Genomic DNA, 18,992 nt, shown 5'->3' with positions numbered 1-18,992 from the left:
GATTCCTTAGAAATTTCTATGTGTGAGTGAGTTTATGAAACCTTCCATTAACCTCAACTTGATGCAATCTATTTCCCAGTTGTCGCGCCACTGTTGGAAAACGGTTCTCATGGGATTGGCTACAATACCGGTTGCGCTCTCGTCTTTACCCTCAGCTCAAGCGCTCACTGTGAGTCCCAGCGGCGTTAATATCAATACCTTTGGTGCAACAACTGTTTTTCTGACCTATATTAGTTTGAATGACTATAGTCCAGTTGAAGCAATTTGGTGCGGTGACATCAATGCGGATCAGTCCTGCGTTCCTGGAACGGTTTACGGACGCTTACCTAAACGCAGCGATCGCGGTCGTCTCAGTGGCAGTAATAATTACACTGACATTATGACCATTCCCCCATCGATCGCTCGCAAAGCTTACCAAGATGCCGTCAAGGGCTCCTCTTCGGAGTTTTTCTATGTTCGGCGGTTTGTCAGTCGTTCTGGCTTGCCCGATCAGTTTATCGCGGTGACTTGCCGCTTGGCGGGCGGCGGGGCGCGGGTGCCTCTCGCATTAACTAATGTGCGTCTCCGGTTTGAGACGGCTCGGCCTGAACAGCCCATTCCGGTGATCGATCGCAACCAGCCGCTCCCCCCATTCCACGCCGAACTGACCTATAACGGTACAGGACGGCTAAAGGGGCGTTGGGAAGTAGTACTACCAGGGGACATTCCCCCAACGCAGGACGATTTGCTGACCGAGGCCACCCTGCCGATCGAGCAACGGGCTTTGCAACAGCGATATTCGGTCATCGATCGCTTTGAAACCTATCTGATGCCTACGGGGCGTGCTGTGATTCCGGGGCCTGATCCGCGCAAGATTCCCCGAGGAACAGATGGGCTACACCTGATTCTATTTCGGGTGGAAGCGACGGATGACAAGGAAGGGGATTCTGAAACGGGGATTGGCACGGTCAAAACCGGGGGAGTCGCGGGCTTTTCGTTGCCAGTTTTGCGGTATTACGTGGGCAATCCCCCCAATTCATCCCAGTCCAAGCAGGAATTACGCCTCTTGCAACCGCTAGCCAACGCAAGCCTCCCCATTTCCCAGGGGCTACAATTTCGCTGGGGGCCGATCGCCAATGCCAAGTTCTATCGCCTTGCCATTCATCAAGGAGAACAGTTGGTGCTTTCCGCTTTGCTCGACGCCAACACGACAAGCTATTCAGCACCGCCTTTGCTGAAGGAACAGGTCGGCAAAACCCTGCAATGGCAGGTCACCGCGATCGGCTCCGATGGCAAAACTCTCCTCCAATCCCCTCAGCAAGTGTTCACCATCCAACCTTAATCGCATCCAATTCAGCCAAAACCTACTGTTTTACAATGGGGGATACCATTAGTGATCAATCAGGTTCCCAGCTCTTGGCTGTGAGTTATGACCTTGACCTGTCTTTCAGAATCAGTAATTCAACACATCTATTCGTTTCATAGTCAACACACATTACTATGCATAAAATAAATGTTTACTAGTAGATAGCTAAATGCATTATTTTCTTCTCCATAGGAGATATAGTTTCACCAAATAAATCACCATGAAAATTGAACTCATCTGTAAATCTTCTAAACGCAGTATTGTAAAAACTGCGCAGAATAAAATCCATGAAAGCATTAGGTGTAATTGGAGAACAAACAGGGATTCGACAGTTCTTAAACTGCCCCAGAGTTAAATGACATTTAGGGTGATCTAATTCACTATAATTTTCTGGATCATAATCAAATCTTACCGGAACTGGCAATATATTCTTTGCAATTATATCTGCATATATTTCATCTTCTTGATATATTTCGGGTTCATTCTGAAATTCATGTAGGAATGGTGATGGGAAAAAAGCTAATCGATGTGAACTTAGAATAGATTGTTTATAAGAATATAAGATTTGGATTAACGCACCATCAATCATTTTTATATTGTAATTACGGTGGATATCTAACTCCTTATATACTTCTGCATACTCGACATTTTTCAGAGCAACTGAAATATCTTGCTGGCCAGAGTATGCAATTTCATAACTATCCTTTGCAACAGAGTTACAAGAAGGGAAATTTAGCTTATCTGCTAAACCGACAGTTACTAACTTGTGAGTAATTGTCTCAATTTGCCTGTAAATATTGCGATAATCCGTCATTTTCTAAGAGCCTTTTTCCCTAAGACGTTTTAACATTTCTTGAGTTTCTACTGGTAAATCCTCTTCATGAATTTCACCCTTCAAAAGAGCCTCAAGAACTTCATTGAAGTTTCCTTGTTTACTTTTTTTCAAGAGCTCACGTTCTCTAGGACTCATATCTCTATTAAGGATGTTCATCCTTCTGCGCTCTTCTTCATTAGGATAAATAAATTCAAGAGCAAAATCTTTACACTTTACCGCTTCATATTCAGCCTCTAGGTCTTTCATTCGATCACCATACCCAATAACTCTAAGCCAAGCTTTACTTCGAGTCATTGCTGTAAATAAAATATTTCTTTTTCTAGCAAGTTCATAACCAGAAAAGCATGATTGAGCATTGATCACATAGATCATAGCTGCTTCATTGCCCTTAGCTCTGTTAATACTAGTAAAAACAATGGAGTCTTCACTAAAGAAATCATCAGGAGAAGTAGTCACCCCAGCCAAGCTAGAATTAATGCCTTTTTCAAATAGCAAAGCTCTAGCTTTTCCAACAGCCTCTCGAGTGGTCAAAGGATTTGTATGAATAACCATGATGTCGTCATGCTTTAGCTCATCCTCTTTCAAGTTAATTTCAATTTGGCTCACAAGCCATTCAATTTGTTCTTCATTACTGTTAAATGACTTGAATACAATCAGATCATCTATAGGAGAGTGAGTTTCAAGAAATTTTGGACTTGTATTAGCATTTCTAGCAAGTTTTACAAATTGTCCATCTCTCAATACGCCTTCTTCCACACCGTAACCAATATCTCTCCACAACTCAGAATACTCAAACATTTGAACTAGCCCATTTTCTCTATACACTCCAAACCCCAGGGCATGAGCAGAAGCCAAAATTGGACGAGAGTTCCTATAACATTTCTCTAAAATAATGTCTTGTTTTGGCTCACCAGGAAGGTTGTGGAGTTGAACACGAGGGCTACCATGATTATCTTCGCCAAAGATTGACTCAGGTGATTCCATCACTTTCCGGTTCAAGCTTTGCAACTCATCGTAAGCATAAACCAATCTTTTCGGCTCTTTCAAAATTTCGTAACACAGCCGCAGAAAATCTTTAGAAAAGTCTTGTGCTTCATCAACAAGAATAACATCATAATACTTTTCAAATTTTTTTACTTTGCCAAGGGCTTCCTCACACACGGCATCAAACTCTAAACCGTAAGTACTAGCAATCTTTTTAGCAGCATCAAGATCCCGATACTCTATATTATGCCTCTTACAAATCTCATAGTAGATTCCATTCATAGATGGACTTCCCCATGCATGGATAATTCGAACTTTTTCCCAATCAGGCTCCTCATTTGTATGTTCAATGGAAAACATATTGATCAACTGCTTAAACTGACCTTTGAGCGAGCGCGTATTGAAAGTTACTGCTATGTTCCAATCAGGGTGCTTTGCATGCAAATACGCAACCTTTAATGCCAATACGATTGTTTTGCCTGAACCAGCAAGCCCTCTGATTCTCTGTACACCTTCTACGGTTTCAATTACAGCAGCACTCTGATTACGATCTAGATTTGCAATTGAATCTTCCAGCTTACTTAATTTTGCCCCTCTAGAATCTTCTTTTTGGATATAGTTACGCTGTTTTCTTTTTCGTATGGAAGTAATTGCTTGGATTACCGAGTTTAAACTTTCAAAATATTCATTATGCTCCCATATCTGAGACTGTAAAAAGTTTGTCAACTCGTTCTCATTCAGAACAACAGGGTAATCAGCTGAAATCCCTGTAGGTCTATGGCTCAAAGCTGGTGCAAAAGTTACAACTCCAACTTCAACCATTAATTTTCTTCTGTTAGTAAGAGATTTATGTTGAAGGAGCTTTGATTGAATTTTGTTTACACTTTCATCTTGTGTATCTTCTAAATCAGTTATGCTTTCGCACCCTTCTATGATGTTGAATATGACTAAACCATGCTCTCTCGAGATTAAAAGAGCATCAATCTGATATCCTCCTTGAGCAGTTCCTATGATTGGGTACCCCAAATATAGACTGCCATCAATGTCACCTTTGCCCTCAAAATAGTCAGCTAGCCTTTTAGATGAAACAGGCTTAGAAACATCTCCTCGGACAACATTCAGCATGACTTAAGTCTTTTTACGTAATGTACTTAGCACATTCTATTATGCCAAAATTCAAACAATCTCTATACTTTAGGAGCGACATCTCCTCTTGCCACCTCTTGATTTCGGTCTGCTTGGATTCCGCTTTACTAACGTTGTCGCCGTCGTAGCCAACGATCGAACCAAAATCCCGCCACAATGCCTAAATAACTCATCACCAAATCCCCCGCATCCAAACTGCGATTAGGCGACAACCCCTGACAAGCTTCTTCGATCGTGGTAAACAGGAAAAATCCGATCGTAAACAACGGCATTCGGATCTGACCTAACCGGATGCGGCGATCGTTTGTCACCCGCTGCCCTACAAACGTCATCAATCCATACAAAACAAAATGGGCCAGCTTATCATTCTGGGTCAGATACGTTGGCAACAATCCCTGATAGGCCAAGTACAAAATCAACCCAAATGTCAACCCGTAGGCGATCCCCAACACATACCAGCTTTGCCGAGAAGAAAACATAAACGACCCACTATCCGCAAATTTTTTAGAATAAATTTCCTGGAATCAAATTCTCTGGAACTAAATTCTCTGGAACTACAGGCTGATGTCTCTCCATTCCGACAACCCATGCAAACCCGGAACTCACGCCGTCGATCGTCCTAAATCATCTACTTTAATCAATAATTATCAAAGATTTTAACCTTTGATTGCACAGTAATTGATTGTTCGCAACATCGTCGATCGCCGCACCAGCAGCCGTTCTCCAGCCCTTCCTGCCCCATCTCTAGCTAGAGGTGGTACGATCTGCAATCAGCTAGGGGTGCCTAAAGACATGGGCTGAGAAACACCCTTAGAACCTGAAACAGACGGATTCGCGTTAGCCAAACCCGTGAAATCGTCTTCTGGGTAATACCAGCGCAGGGAAGCTGTTTATCTTGAGGAAACGAATATGTTGCGTTCAGACTGGATCGCCAAGCGCAAGGGTCACAGCAATGTGTCTCAGATGCACTACGCTCGCCAAGGCTTGATTACCGAAGAAATGGATTATGTCGCTAAGCGGGAAAACCTGCCGGCAGACTTGGTTCGGGATGAAGTGGCTCGGGGCCGGATGATCATTCCTGCCAACATCAACCACCCCAACCTGGAACCCATGGCGATCGGCATCGCCTCCAAGTGCAAAGTCAACGCCAACATCGGGGCTTCTCCCAACTCCTCGGATATCAACGAAGAACTCGCCAAGCTGCACCAAGCCGTGAAATACGGTGCGGATACGGTCATGGATCTCTCCACCGGCGGCGGCAACTTGGACGAAATCCGCACCGCTATTATTAACGCCTCGCCCGTGCCGATCGGCACCGTCCCCATCTACCAAGCCTTGGAAAGCGTCCACGGCAACTTCGACAACTTCACCGAAGACGATTTCCTGCACATCATCGAAAAACACGCCCAACAGGGTGTGGACTACATGACGATCCACGCAGGGCTGTTGATCGAATACCTGCCCCTAACCCGCAGTCGCATCACTGGTATCGTCTCACGTGGCGGCGGCATTATCGCCAAGTGGATGCTGCACCACAAGCGGCAAAATCCCCTCTACACCCGCTACAACGACATCATCGAAATCTTCAAGAAGTACGATGTCTCCTTCAGCTTGGGGGATTCCCTGCGTCCCGGTTGTACCCACGATGCCTCCGATGCGGCCCAGTTGTCTGAACTGAAAACCCTCGGCCAACTCACCCGTCGGGCTTGGGAACAGGATGTGCAAGTGATGGTGGAAGGCCCCGGCCACGTTCCCATAGATCAGATCGAATTCAACGTCCGCAAGCAGATGGAAGAGTGCTCAGAAGCGCCGTTCTATGTGTTGGGGCCGCTGGTGACGGATATCGCACCGGGCTATGACCACATTACTAGCGCGATCGGGGCGGCCATGGCGGGTTGGTATGGGACAGCAATGCTGTGTTATGTCACACCCAAGGAGCACCTCGGCTTGCCCAACGCGGAAGACGTGCGCAATGGCCTGATCGCCTACAAGATTGCCGCCCACGCTGCGGATATTGCCCGCCACCGTCCGGGAGCCCGCGATCGCGATGATGAACTGTCCCGCGCCCGCTACAACTTCGACTGGAACAAGCAGTTTGAGTTGTCTCTGGATCCGGAGCGGGCGAAGGAATACCACGACGAAACCTTGCCGGAGGACATCTACAAGCAAGCAGAATTTTGCTCTATGTGTGGCCCCAAATTCTGCCCCATGCAAACCAAGATCGAAGATGAACAGATCGCTGAGTTGCAAGCCTTTTTGGAAAAAGACGGCGATCGGGTGAAAGCCACTGTCTGATAGCCAGTTGATGAATCACGACGATCGAGAATTGGGAGTAGGAAACGAGTTTAGTTTCTTACTCCTTTTTTGCAGGTCTTCAGACTGCTTATGGGGACGATCGGGCCGCCGAAGCATAGAGCCGCATTCCTCGCAATTCCCATGTTTGCGATCGATGGTTCGAGATCGATCAAAAATGTCTACAATAGCCAAGTAATGCCAGTCATCGACGGCCCACAATCTACATAGCCTCAGTACACGGAGCCTCTCCCATGAACAGTTGCATCCTAATGGCCGAAATTACCCAAGAGCCGCAACTGCGCTACACCCCAGACAATCAAATGGCGATCGCGGAAATGCGGGTGCAGTTTCCTGGTCTGCGGCCTGAAGATCCCCCTTCCAACCTCAAAGTCCTTGGTTGGGGCAATCTTGCGCAGGAAGTTCATCAGCAATATCACGTCGGAGATCGGGTGGTGATTGAAGGTCGGCTATCTATGAACACGGTGGAACGCCCGGAAGGCTTCAAGGAAAAACAAGCCGAGTTAACCATTTCTAAAATCTACAGCCTCGGCGCAACTGCTGACCTCGGGGTGGCAGCCCCCAGCCCAGATGCGTCCCCCGAAGCCGCCGCACCCAAACCCACTTCCACTCGCTCAAAAGCCCCCAAGGCAGCTACGCCACCGTCTGCTAATAACGAAACCGATTTCGATGACATTCCGTTCTAAAAATCTAGATGCCGTTCTGTAAGTCTTTAGCTTCAGGCCGATCGTTGTACTTCGTTAGCTTGAACCTCTAATTGAAAAAACAGCATTGCTGAATAACACTATGATTTCGTCAGATTGGCGACAAAGCCGCAAAGCTGTCACTAACTGTTTCATAGCCCAGTTCAGCAATGCCGAAAAAACCTCCCACTGAATTTAGCGTCCAAGCTAGACCCAAGGGAGGGTTTTTCATTAACAAGCAACTGGAAAGAATCTACTAACCGACGAAATATCCCGCCTTAGGAATACCGTTGTTCAGCAGGTCAAAGTCTACCGTAGCCTCTAGGTTGATCGTCGAACTGCCAGTGTCGTAGATCGATGTCCCCAAACTAATGAACCGGAAACCATCCGTAATCCGCTGACTAAAGGTTTGGGAATCTAGCAGAATCACACCATAGTATTTGCCTTGAATACCTAACGAAGCGCTCGCCGGTGCCTCAATAACCACATCTAGAGTGCCGTCTAAATCAATGTCAACTAGCCCTTTAATCGGGTTTAAAGGCGACCCTAAGTCATTATTTTTCAGCAGAGTGGGCCGAGCAGCGATCGTCGATCCGTTCATCTTCCAAGCTGCTACAAATTGACCAGACTGGAAGATAATGTCATCCTTGCCATCGCGATCGACATCACCAATCTGCACAGGCTTGTACGTCAGAATATTTTGCTGGAAACCAACGCCGCCATCGATCGTCGTTGAGGTAAAGGCAGCTCCATTTAACGTCCAGTAACTCACATCGCCCGTCAGCGGATTGTGCCAGAACAGTTCCTTGGTTGCAGCATTACCATCAAAATTGCCATAGTAAGGCTGCCAACCTTTAGGTAACGCAAAAGGTGTCGAGGAACCCTGGCGCGTTACATCTGTGCTATTAAAGGTGATCGTCGTCGGGAAATTTGTTTGAGCCACGTTCAGATCCCAAATGGTCACGGCCCCTTGTGCCTCATTGACCCACATAATCTCAGGTCTACTATTCCCCAACAAATCTGCAAACAATAGCGGCTTCCAGCCGATCGGCTGGAAGGCTGTCGTGGCGTTGCCTACAACCACAGGGGCTCCTGCTTGGATTTCTTCTCCACTAGCTCCGCCCATAAACCAAACATAGGTTTCAGCCGAAAGGGTGTGATGCCAAACAATGTCTCGGCGGGTATCACCATTCAAATCGAAGGTTCCCAAGATTTTCCAGTTAGTATCCGGCGCGATTACACCTGCGCTACCTGTAGTGCCTGCAAAGCGAGTCGCCCCTCCGCCAATCACTTGATTCTCATTGAGATTAATGACTACAGTTAAACCACTGCTGGTGTCTCGGAATAGAAAATCGGACGTGGGAACAGAAGGGACCCCTAGGGTAAACGTTACACGAGTTCTAGAAAGATCCGCATCATTCGCAAAACCGCCATACTCCACCACAAATCCATCAACCTTTTGATCGGAACTACGGCTGCGAGGCGTGTTCTCGTAGTCATTCCACTTCCCGGTTGCGAGGTAATGGCCATAATCTTCATCGGTGACACTGAGAATAAAGTTATTCGGTTCACCACTATTCCAATTGGCATAGTTATCAGGACCCGTCACACTACCAGATCCATTCCCTTGCCAAAACTGCCGTCCTGCTCCGCTGTTCTCCAATCCTTCAGGGCCAGTGACCCAGCGCCAAGCACCTTCGACTGCTGCATCAGATGCACCAATCCAGCCCTGTCCTTGAAGACGCTGTTGCACAAAGCTGTCTTCGGCAGCGGAGGTAATGGTGGCTAGGTAGCCTTGCAGGCCTAATAAGGTGCGTCCTGCTGCAAGGGTTTTCGCTGTATTCCAACTCGGAACAGTCGGATCGGTGCCATTGGTTGAAGTGCTATCTGGATTAATCCCCAGGTCACTAAAGCTGACAAATTCATAGTAGTGGCCATTTTCAAAGCGATAAACGGGCCGACCTAGGTTGATATCGATCGCCTGAGTTGTTGTTTGGTTTCCACCTGTTGGCGTGTAGGCAACTGTTCGCAGGAGGGACTGGTAAGCTGCGATCGACGCTGTTCCAGTCAGGCTCAGACGCCCGGTTGTGGCGTTGTAGTTCCAGGTAATGCCATCAGAATTGGCAGTGTTAGCAGTACCCGCAGCAGCGAGGGCACCCGCTGAAACATTGCGTAGAACAAACTGAATTCCATCGATCGTCGAGCTACCTGTGGCATCGCCCTGTTGCGTAATGGTTGCTTGACTATCTAGGGTGATGGCACTGCTGCCACTTAAGCTAGTGGAGGGGCGAGAGAAGGACAGGACAGGATTGGTCGCTGTAGAACGCGCATTAACGGACACAACATTGAAGGGAGATTCCCCCAAGGTCGTAGTTCCAGCGAAAGTCTCATATGAATTCATGATGTATTTCCAACCGTATTTCTCAATCCGACAATGAAGTCAGTTACTCCCATTCCAGATTTGGATTTAGGGAATCAAGGTTTTTTATGTCCTTGCTGACTTTAAGAAACAACCTAACCATCTAGAGAATCTACTGAAAGATAGATTGCGCGTTCACTGTTCCTAAGCATCTTCCTTGGAGTTACACGGAGATTTTGGGTTTCCCCCAGGTAACTTGGCGATGGTTCTAAGAAGATTAAGCTACACATCCGTAATATTCGGCTGGTTCTTCACCAAAAATTTAGACCTGTAAGCAAAATTACGGTCTTTAGAGAGGCTTTGTAAGGTTTTGCTGAACTTGCTCAGTAATTACGAGTCCCTTCGTATAATGTCTAGCTCAACTTTCTAGCACTCAATCTCCAGCTAGCATTCAATTTCTAGGACTCAATCTGAAACTCAATTCCTCACAGCAGCCCATAGCAGAACAGGATGCAGGCGTTGTATCTGATCCTTTTCGTGACGCATCCGCTGTATGTATGCCTAATCGTTGCCTAAATTGCTCTCTCCTTTCTCGCTAGCAGTCAATCCTGAATGATCAGCGGAAGATACTACAGCAAACAACTCGATGGGAATCGTGAGAAAGGTATCCAGGGGCTGAAAAGCTTTGAGCCGAATTCTGTTCCTAAACAGATCGGATTGCTATCAGTGATGCGTCTAGAGATATGCAGAACATATCAGGCGAGGATACGATCTGTTCAATACTGACTCAATTCTCTGATCAAACCGGTATCTTTCCCCTATCAAACACTGTATTGTCGGTACCAATGCCTTGAATCACAAGGTGATCGCGATGAAGTTCGATCGCGGAAAATCCAAAACGCGACGTTGAGGCCGCAGTCCATTTCGATTTCCCAACAGGCCGCAGGCTTGCGCCTCCAATCCCAGTCACTAAGTAAGTCGTTCCATCAATGGGTTGAGATCGTTCGTAATCGTGTTCATGCCCATTGATGTAAAGCTGTACTCGATATTTTTTAAATAGAGGCGTAAACAACTTCACAAATTCTGAATCAGTACCATAGTGTCCCGACGAATAAATGGGATGGTGCCCATAAACCACTTTCCATTGGGCTTGACTTTTGCTTAACTCTTGTTCTAACCAAGCCATTTGCCCCTTCCAATCTGCATTGCCATTGGTATCGAGGACAAAAAACTGTGCAGCTTCAGCAACATAGGAATAAAAGCGACCTTGCATATTGAAACCAGCGTAACGAACCTGGGGATCCCCATTCTCGGTGCGGATATCATGGTTTCCTAGGCCAGCTCGAAACTTAACGCCTGCTTGTAACAGTTGCTGATACGGTTCTTCAAAGGCCACTTGAATGCGACTCATTTCGCCGCTGTTGTAAATGTTATCTCCCGCTAAAACTACTAAGTCGTAGGGATTCCGATCGCGGTACTTCGCCATTGCCTGACCCACCGCAAATTGGTTGCGATCTCCGGATCCTGTATCGGCGATCGCAGCAAATCGCAGCAAGGGTTGCCCCGTTGGTGTGGCAACTTGGAGGGGCGCGACTTCTGGCGTCGTAGCTGTGGTGGTTTGCCCCGGACGTAGGGCCTGTTTCCCAAGAATCGCTAGACCTAAGCCACTCAGACCACCAAGGATCAAAAATCGACGACGTTTAAAGCTCATAGGAGTGCGCAATGCGATGGAATTTGGGGTAGATTTGATGCTGGAGGGTAGCACGTTTAAGACTGTAGCGCTTTCTGTTGAGGTTGTGCTGCCAAAATGAGGAGAGATTCATGTCTGATCAGCCCACCCCGCCCACTCCCCCTGCTCAACCCCCGGAAGATTCTGCCCCGCAAGACTTGACTCCACTATCCAGTTCACCGAGTCCAGCGCCCGCTGCTGCATCCTCTACTGGTTCCCCTGCCATGGAGGACTTCGACACGCCCCCGAGCGTTGCCCCCAAGCCCTCGAATAACGCTACCGTTGTTGGGGGTAATTCCGATCGCGTTGCGCAAGTTTTGCAAACCTCTCAACAAATTGCCCAAACCACTTGGGTTAAGGTGCGACCAACGGCAATCCAAGGCTTACGTGGCGTAACGAAACAACTCCAAAAGTTGACTACAGAATTAGAGGCTCAGGTGGAAGCGGATCCTAATAAAGTGGATCCGATCGATTTCACACCAGTTGTTCGCACCACCCAATCTGTTTGGGAAAAGCTCTATCCCGTTTGGAGATTCGCGATCGACCAATTGCGTCCTCGCCTGCCTGAGCCGTTAAAGCCCTTGTCCGATCGAGCACTCTCAGGGGTGGTATTGGGAACCTTGTTATTGCTACTGTGGTTGCTCTCCGCCATTCCCTCCGGCAAAGCCACCCCTGCACCGACTCCCTCTGCGCCTGCCCCCGCCATCAGCCGGTCTGCACCAAAGTCTTCTGCAACTAGCGGGGTTAGATCGATCGAGAGCTCCCGTGGCCAGTCCCAACCGGTGCCCCAAAGCCTAACGGCCCCCGATCGTCGGTCTAGCTTGGCATACCCTAGCCCCTCTAGCGCGATCGCTCCAGCGCCCTCACCAACTCCCTTAGCGGGAACCCTCTCCTCTGTTCCCCTATCCCCAGAGCAAAAATTGTTGGTGTTTCTGCAAGAACCTCTCCAAAAACAGAATCCTGATCTGGCTAAAGTGGTGATGGCTGTTAAACCTCAAGCGACAACGGAGGGGCTTCAACTCGTCATGGGTGATACTTGGCGATCCCTAAGCACAGACAATCAGGATCGACTAGCCAACACAATGCTTCAGCAAGCTCAACAAAAAAACTTGACGGAACTAGAACTCATCGATTCAGAAGGGGCTGTCTTAGCTCGGAGTCCGATCGTAGGATCGGAAATGGTGATTCTGCAACGCCGCTAGCCAGCCCGAAAGTGTAACGGCTGTCTTACAGTGCTTGTCAGCCATTGTCCTGGCTTCATGGCGAATTGTTGTAGCTTTGCTGTAATTTCATAGAAACTCTACGGGATGCGCGGTCGCCTACCTGAAAAAGATTTCAATACTCTGGTTTTGGGATCTTTTGCAGCAGGACAAGACCGATGGCGCAAACCACTCATATTCCCATCCTCAATCAGCCCACTGCCTACAAGCATGGCTGTCGATTAGCTACGGCTTTGTTAGGAACGCTGGCCATTTTATCGCTTCAACTCAGTGGTTCGATCGCGGAATCGACTTCGCCTGTAGGCCAATTTTTTCAGCAATGGAGCGGCTCTGGAGTAGCGCTGGCAAAGGCCCCTCGTTACATTCCACCTAAACGACGGGGCATGCCAAAACGGACTCAAGGGGGGGGATCACGAGGTTGCCAAATTTTTGCTACTGGTAGAGAGGATTGTACCCTTTCACTAACGGCCTTAGTTCCCACCGATCATATTGGCTTAACCGCAAGTGCCCGTCCTGTCTTGAATTGGTATGCATCCCACGCCAGCGATCAACCGATTCAAATTGCCTTAGTGGAGCCCGGTGTCAGCAAACCCATTTGGGTGGCTCAACTCCCCAAATTGAACGCTGGTCTTAATCAAGTTCACATACCAGATCATGTAGCGGAACTGAAGCCAGGACATCTCTATCGCTGGACGGTGTTTATGGTGAATCCTTCCGATCACTCAGTCAGCAACATTGTTACACGGGGCTGGATTGAGCGAGTTGAACTGGCTCCTGCTCAATCGAAGCAACTTATGGCCATTCGATCGCCGATGGAGCGGGCTAACTTCTTAGCGGAAGCGGGTCTCTGGTACGACGCATTAACTGAATATATCCAATCTCTTCACACAACCCCTCACGATCAACAACCCTTGAATTCACTATTTTCCCTATTCAATCAAGTTGGCTTATCCCAAGTGATCGAGTGGGAACAGGAAAACCCAACCTTCTCTAAACCGCTCAGCTAGCAAGATTACACTTGAAGTAGTCCTCTATAGGGCATAATCTCATCGAAAGAGGTATGCAACCTGTGGAGGAATTTTTTTGTGTCCATTCTCCGTTCTGAAAATCCTCGATCGCAGACCGATGCCCGAGATACCCAGAAGATTCGACTGTTAGTTCTCGATATTGATGGCACCATTGCTGGCAAATCGAACCAACTCAGTCAACCGATTGTAGATGCAGTCGCAGCAGTCCAAGACCAAGGGGTTGCTGTCGCGATCGCCACAGGTCGAATGTACCGAGCCGCCCTGCGATTTCACCAAGCCTTAAATTTGCAACTGCCCCTAATTGCCTATCAAGGAGCTTGGATCCAAGATCCAGCTACCAATCAACGGTCTTGGCACACTCCAGTCACTCCGTCCCAGGCTCTGGACTTATTAGCCTATCTAGAACAAGGGGATCTGCGCCATCGTCTCTCTGTACATTTTTATATTGATGATGATCTCTACGTCCGAGAAATTACCCCCGACACCGAAGCCTATGTTCAGCGCTCAGGCATTGCACCGATCGCCGTTGGAGATTTGCGATCCGTTCTCGATCGCTCTCCTACCAAAGTTCTAGCACTCAGCGCAGAGACTGAATTGATGCAAACGGTCTTAGTTGATCTTCAAGCCAGCACAAATCCTAAGGATTTACATATCACAACCTCTGTCGCCACGTTTGTAGAAGCGACCCATCCCCACGCCACTAAAGGTCACGCTGTCCAACGTCTTGCAGAAGATTTGCATCTGCAACCTGAACAAGTGATGGCGATCGGGGATAACTGTAATGACCTAGAAATGCTCCAGTATGCAGGACTTGGAATTGCAATGGGTGACGCGCCTGACATTGTTAAGTCTTCGGCAAATTGGGTTGCACCGACGGTTGAAGCAGATGGTGCAGCGATCGCGATTCAAAAATTCTTGCTTGAGTAAGATTATACGCTTGCCGTATTAGGCCCAGGGGATACAGCGTAGACCATTTACTCAGACTATTGACAGAGGTCACAATCAACCCCTTAAAAATCAGTAAGGGCACCGACGACTGGCCGTGTTTCGTCTCGGTGCCCTTTCTGGTTCGCTCCTCACACCTCCATAATATAACTGAGGTTCACAGGATTGTCACTAGTTTGAAAAATAAGAATCTCTTATTTCCTGTATCTGTATCAGTTATCACCCTAGAGAAATTCCACCAGTGGCTCACCCACGTAAAGATGGAGGGTCGCCTGGATCCAATAAACCAAAAGATGTAAAAATTGGCGTTCGAACGCGCGATCGGGACTTGCGGTTTGATGATTTGCCACTTGGTAAACCCGATCGAAGCGGTGGAAGGCTTGGCAGAGGTTATCTATTCCTTTGAGCCGCTTTTTTAAGGGCAAATCAACTTCCCAGTTATCCCAGCTATCCACCAAAGGCTGTAAAAGTAAATCGGCTATTTTTGGAAATTGCAAGGAACCTTCTGCCAGGGCAGTTAGATGATTCAGAAATGTTACCCTCTCTTCCTGCGCTATCCCTAGATCAGGAATCATCTTTCTTTGGCAATCTAACCTGTCCCCTGGTTGGGTTGCATTAGGAAGGAACTGGGGCAACCCTTGGGAAATGCCTGCACGTAGCAGTTGATGACACCGGGCATGAACCCAATGAACAAGCCAGGGAATCTCTTGAGGCAAACAAAATTCCGGCAGCGAATCCGGCAGCCGAAGTGAAGCATCACTGGCCTCACCGATCGCTCTGAAAGTCGAAGTGGGATTCTGTAGCAGCAGGGCTAACCAATGGGCTAGGACACGGTCATTGATTTCCAGCACAATTCCTCCCCTTTCATCCCATTGCGCCGGAATGTTCATCCAGAGGGGTGCCAAGTTTGGCTCATCCTGTAAGCACAACTTGTCTGAAGTGTCCTCCGAAGTATCTAATGATGCACGCCATAAGTCCGTGGGACAGTTGAAGTGCTCTACGATCGTTTGGGCAATGCTGGTGGCAGACTGTTGGGTTTTAGCCGAGATTTGCATTGCGATCGTAGAGCGATAACCTAGGCAACCAGTTCGCTCAATCCGCTTAATTGGCAAGTTCATGGGATGCACTTTTTGTGCCAAAACTGCTAATACAGTAGTCGGTGAACGCTGTACAAATTCAGCATCACAAAGATCAATCCATGGGTAGATGGCTGTATAAAGTCGAACCCGTAACAATGTACGCAAACTATAGAGGAACATCTCAAGTAGACTACGCTAGCTAAAAGTTGGTGATTCTTGGTGATTCTTGGTGATTCACAGCATCAGGGTGGAGTTGTTAGAGCAAATCAGTTAAGTTAGTTGTTATTGATACATGTTATTAATAATCCCTTATTAATACATTGTATTTTTTCTTCATGCAGCCTTAATCTAGCTTGCTAGGATTGGACATCGAGCGAGTTACTATTCTTACTTCTCCCAATTGAATTGACTTGAATCAATACTAGTTACAGCCGTTGGATATTTAGTGGTTGTTTGGAATTTTTAAGGCTGGTATTACAGTCTTTATCTCTAGTGACACAGCAAACGCTAACTTCATATTTAGAAACAATAGTTGTTTTCTCACAACTCCTATCACTATGTACTCAGTATCACAAGCCCCAGATTCATCTCGCCCCTTTTTGACTTGGCAACGCATCATTGACTGGGCTCAGGAGCACTACCGCTGTCGTACTTTTAGCAAAGATGAAAGAATCATTACCCGACCGGGACTGCTCTATCTAGTTCAACGAGGTGCGGTGCGCTTGGTTGGGACGGCTCAAATGAATGCTACTGGTACGAGTACAAGTTCACGCTTGGCTCGTATGGCACCAGAGGAAGCGTTTTTGGGCTTTGTAGGCGCAGGGCAGCCCTTTGAAGTGGTTGCGCAGTCTCCCTTTACCCTCCAAAGTTTTGCCCACGTCGAACAAACGGCAGTGATCTGGATGTACTGGAATGATTTGGATAACTGGCCTCACTTTCGACGAGAAGTGTTGGATGCATTTCGGTATCAACATCAACGAAAATTGTTGTGGTTGAGTACCCTCGGTCAACGTCGTACGATCGATCGGCTCTTTGGGTTTCTGACCCTGCTCATTGAAGAATATGGAGAGCCTACCGACGAAGGCTATTGTTTGCCCTTTCCCCTGACCCATGCACAAATTGGGAGCGCGATCGGGTCTACTCGGGTCACCGTGACGCGGCTCATGGGTAAATTGCGTCAGAAGGGCATGATTATTACCCAGGACGATAATTTGCTTTGCCTTCCTGCGGAATCTATGTTGCGCGATCGGATGCGTTCCTATACCTATTGAGCGACCGATTCCGAGCAGGGTGATGGTGATTTAGCGCACGGTTTGGAGGAAGGGTTGGGTGACCGACGCAGACCAATCCGATAGGCCCGAGGGCATGCAATAATATTGCGTTGGCTTCTTACCCGATCATCCCGATGTCACAGTTGTTCGATCTCTCAATGGAACTCATGGAAGTTGTGAAGGATGGATTTAACTTCCAGCTTCCAGATCCAGAGGATGATGCAATTTCCGAGGTTGAGTTTCAGCAGAAAATTGAAATTGCTTGGCAGGTCTGCGATCGTTTTGATTTGCAGACTGATATCTGGCGAGGACGAATTCTACGCACGATCCGCGATCGGGAGAAGCACTTGGGAGAAGGGCGCAGTGCGGGCTTTCTCAACTGGTTGAAAGATCGAGAAATTAGTCGTAGTCATGCTTATAACTTAATCGATCTTGCCAATAGCGCTGACCACTTGTTAGAGCAGGGCTATTTGGAGGCAGAGGATGTCAATCAATTCACTAAACGCGCCTTTGTTGCTACCGCCCAATCGGCTCCGGAAGTACAACAGATGATTGCGGATTCTGCTAAACAGGGCAACAAAATTACGCGGCGGGAAGTGCGACAACTCTCGGATGAGTGGACGGCCATGACCTCTGACCTGCTGCCGGATGAGGTGCGGGCCAAGGCGGCGGATCAAACGATTCCACCGAAATATTTGGCTCCGTTGGTTAAGCAGATGGAACGTTTGCCGGAAGTGCACCAAGTGACCATCCGTGATGCTGTGGCCGATAGCCCTGACGTGGAGACGCTCAAACAGGTGACCGCTGAAGCCCGTTATTTAGCGCGGTATTTAGAGTCGGCTAACCAAGTGCAGGCGCTGAGCGAGTCGAATGTTGACTTAGAACTGGCCTTGGAAGAGGCACTGCGGGTGGGAGTCCTCAATTCGACGGCGGAATTAGTCAATCAAGCGGCGTCATTGGAAAGCACGATCGCCAAGCTGTATACCACTTGGCGACGGATTAATCAGCTGTCCGAACGGCTGTATGTAGATACGGGAGCCAGTACGCCCCATCTGCGCAGTTTGTTGAGTCGGTTGGATACCCTGGCCGGTGACGTGGTGGAAGTGACTTTGGGTGATCCCAATGGACAAGGATTTTCCCGTACGATTCGACTGACGATCGCTGAAGAATCCTTAGGAGAGGGGGCCCCAATCAACCTGCCTGCCGATCTGGGTACCTGGGATAATGAGTCCTAGTGACCCCCGGTGCATAAGATTATGCCAAAGCGCAAGACTCTTATTTCATATCAGGATCCTGTGCGAGATCTCCCAAATCAACGGATTGAAGTAAGCTCTTCCAGTCACGTTGTACAGCAGGGTCTGGATTTTGTAACCGCAGATCCGCAAGACTGTTCAATGCTTCCTGCCAAATCCCAGATTCTGCATAGACGCTGGAATGGTCTTTTACTGGCAGGGCTTGTAACTTGCGCTGTACATCCTCTGGTAGGTTCACCCGCTCTATCCATCCTTCTGTGACTATATCGCCCGATCGATCGTCTGCATCACAGACCAGCGCAAACTTCCATTGATAGGTTTTCCCAACTTGCAACGGCTGAGCTGTCTCAGGCACGCTTAAGCGAATCATTCCAGCTTTTCCGCTCAATGCAAAATCTTGGGCATATAATTCTTCACCCTTCTCATTCAGCAAAATGAAAGATGCTGAAGTTGCACTGGTTTTGGGCACATGCCACATTAGGGTGGGGTGGTCAGATGCAGTTGTAATAACATTATCTTGGGGCACGATCGCCACGACGGAATCTTGCAGAGTCCGCTGATCTGTCTGCAACGTGGGACAAGCTCCACGGGTTCCGCCCCCTTCCCGACGCCCCGGTAACCCCCGATTTTTAGGTGTAAATCGCTGGGCAGAGGCAATGTCCGCTAAACTCACTGTTACCACTGTTGCAGCTACAAGGCAGAGCAAACCTGAACGCAGAAAACCCATAAGAACTAACTCACCAAGACAATGATCGATATCTTGATTGTTTGGGATAGACCTCATTTATCAATCCGAGAATGT

At 48.0% G+C, this 18,992-nt stretch carries 15 protein-coding genes; 8 read left to right on the top strand and 7 right to left on the bottom strand.

The genetic code is table 11. From position 1 onward, the window contains the following. The first annotated feature begins 34 nt into the window (after nucleotides 1-34). Nucleotides 35-1,321: a hypothetical protein gene (locus tag ACN4EG_RS12330; RefSeq protein ID WP_431629808.1), complete on the top strand. Its 1,287-nt coding sequence runs from the start codon at nucleotides 35-37 to the stop codon at nucleotides 1,319-1,321. Between the two features lie 178 nt (nucleotides 1,322-1,499). Here the strand turns inward: ACN4EG_RS12330 and ACN4EG_RS12325 are convergent, their stop codons facing one another. The 3 genes from ACN4EG_RS12325 to ACN4EG_RS12315 form a co-directional block, all read right to left on the bottom strand. After that, nucleotides 1,500-2,159, bottom strand: coding sequence for a DUF2290 domain-containing protein (locus tag ACN4EG_RS12325; protein WP_431629807.1), 660 nt, complete (start codon nucleotides 2,157-2,159; stop codon nucleotides 1,500-1,502). Between the two features lie 3 nt (nucleotides 2,160-2,162). Continuing rightward, a complete protein-coding gene (locus ACN4EG_RS12320) occupies nucleotides 2,163-4,289 on the bottom strand; it encodes a DEAD/DEAH box helicase (RefSeq protein ID WP_431629805.1) in 2,127 nt (708 codons plus the stop codon). A 128-nt stretch (nucleotides 4,290-4,417) separates the two neighbouring features. Then, nucleotides 4,418-4,789: a VanZ family protein gene (locus ACN4EG_RS12315; RefSeq protein WP_431629803.1), complete on the bottom strand. Its 372-nt coding sequence runs from the start codon at nucleotides 4,787-4,789 to the stop codon at nucleotides 4,418-4,420. A 430-nt stretch (nucleotides 4,790-5,219) separates the two neighbouring features. Between ACN4EG_RS12315 and thiC the strand changes: the two genes are divergently transcribed. Next, nucleotides 5,220-6,605: a phosphomethylpyrimidine synthase gene (gene thiC / locus ACN4EG_RS12310; RefSeq protein ID WP_431629802.1), complete on the top strand. Its 1,386-nt coding sequence runs from the start codon at nucleotides 5,220-5,222 to the stop codon at nucleotides 6,603-6,605. Nucleotides 6,606-6,856: 251 nt separating this feature from the next. Then, nucleotides 6,857-7,309 carry a single-stranded DNA-binding protein gene (locus ACN4EG_RS12305; RefSeq protein ID WP_431629800.1) on the top strand — a complete coding sequence of 151 codons (453 nt, stop codon included), beginning with the start codon at nucleotides 6,857-6,859 and terminating at the stop codon, nucleotides 7,307-7,309. A gap of 253 nt (nucleotides 7,310-7,562) precedes the next feature. Here the strand turns inward: ACN4EG_RS12305 and ACN4EG_RS12300 are convergent, their stop codons facing one another. After that, nucleotides 7,563-9,707 carry a lectin-like protein gene (locus ACN4EG_RS12300; protein ID WP_431629799.1) on the bottom strand — a complete coding sequence of 715 codons (2,145 nt, stop codon included), beginning with the start codon at nucleotides 9,705-9,707 and terminating at the stop codon, nucleotides 7,563-7,565. A 757-nt stretch (nucleotides 9,708-10,464) separates the two neighbouring features. Continuing rightward, complete coding sequence (locus ACN4EG_RS12295; protein ID WP_431629797.1) at nucleotides 10,465-11,376, bottom strand: metallophosphoesterase family protein; 912 nt, start codon at nucleotides 11,374-11,376, stop codon at nucleotides 10,465-10,467. A gap of 110 nt (nucleotides 11,377-11,486) precedes the next feature. Between ACN4EG_RS12295 and ACN4EG_RS12290 the strand changes: the two genes are divergently transcribed. The 3 genes from ACN4EG_RS12290 (at nucleotide 11,487) to ACN4EG_RS12280 (ending at nucleotide 14,569) form a co-directional block, all read left to right on the top strand. Continuing rightward, the gene (locus tag ACN4EG_RS12290; RefSeq protein ID WP_431629795.1) at nucleotides 11,487-12,596 is read left to right on the top strand and encodes a hypothetical protein; all 1,110 of its coding nucleotides are present in this window, start codon (nucleotides 11,487-11,489) and stop codon (nucleotides 12,594-12,596) included. A gap of 176 nt (nucleotides 12,597-12,772) precedes the next feature. Continuing rightward, complete coding sequence (locus ACN4EG_RS12285; RefSeq protein ID WP_431629793.1) at nucleotides 12,773-13,621, top strand: DUF928 domain-containing protein; 849 nt, start codon at nucleotides 12,773-12,775, stop codon at nucleotides 13,619-13,621. A gap of 78 nt (nucleotides 13,622-13,699) precedes the next feature. Beyond that, nucleotides 13,700-14,569 (top strand): Cof-type HAD-IIB family hydrolase, encoded by an 870-nt coding sequence (locus ACN4EG_RS12280; protein WP_431629792.1) that lies wholly within the window; start codon nucleotides 13,700-13,702, stop codon nucleotides 14,567-14,569. A 242-nt stretch (nucleotides 14,570-14,811) separates the two neighbouring features. Here the strand turns inward: ACN4EG_RS12280 and ACN4EG_RS12275 are convergent, their stop codons facing one another. Next, complete coding sequence (locus ACN4EG_RS12275) at nucleotides 14,812-15,705, bottom strand: hypothetical protein (RefSeq protein ID WP_431629791.1); 894 nt, start codon at nucleotides 15,703-15,705, stop codon at nucleotides 14,812-14,814. A gap of 518 nt (nucleotides 15,706-16,223) precedes the next feature. On the opposite strand from ACN4EG_RS12275, the gene ACN4EG_RS12270 reads away from it, so the two are divergent. Together ACN4EG_RS12270 and ACN4EG_RS12265 are read left to right on the top strand one after the other, a co-directional pair. After that, complete coding sequence (locus tag ACN4EG_RS12270) at nucleotides 16,224-16,937, top strand: Crp/Fnr family transcriptional regulator (protein WP_431629790.1); 714 nt, start codon at nucleotides 16,224-16,226, stop codon at nucleotides 16,935-16,937. A gap of 134 nt (nucleotides 16,938-17,071) precedes the next feature. Beyond that, entirely contained in the window at nucleotides 17,072-18,172 is a 1,101-nt protein-coding gene (locus ACN4EG_RS12265) for a hypothetical protein (protein ID WP_431629788.1), read from the top strand. A 40-nt stretch (nucleotides 18,173-18,212) separates the two neighbouring features. On the opposite strand, the gene ACN4EG_RS12260 is transcribed toward ACN4EG_RS12265, so the two are convergent. Then, the gene (locus ACN4EG_RS12260; RefSeq protein WP_431629787.1) at nucleotides 18,213-18,917 is read right to left on the bottom strand and encodes a DUF928 domain-containing protein; all 705 of its coding nucleotides are present in this window, start codon (nucleotides 18,915-18,917) and stop codon (nucleotides 18,213-18,215) included. Nucleotides 18,918-18,992: the final 75 nt, after the last annotated feature.

The sequence above is a fragment of the Alkalinema pantanalense CENA528 genome, assembly GCF_050753345.1.
Classification (GTDB): Bacteria; Cyanobacteriota; Cyanobacteriia; order Leptolyngbyales; family Leptolyngbyaceae; genus Alkalinema; species Alkalinema pantanalense.
Note: the sequence above shows the minus strand (reverse complement) of the source record. Positions and strands in the feature narration are given on the sequence as shown.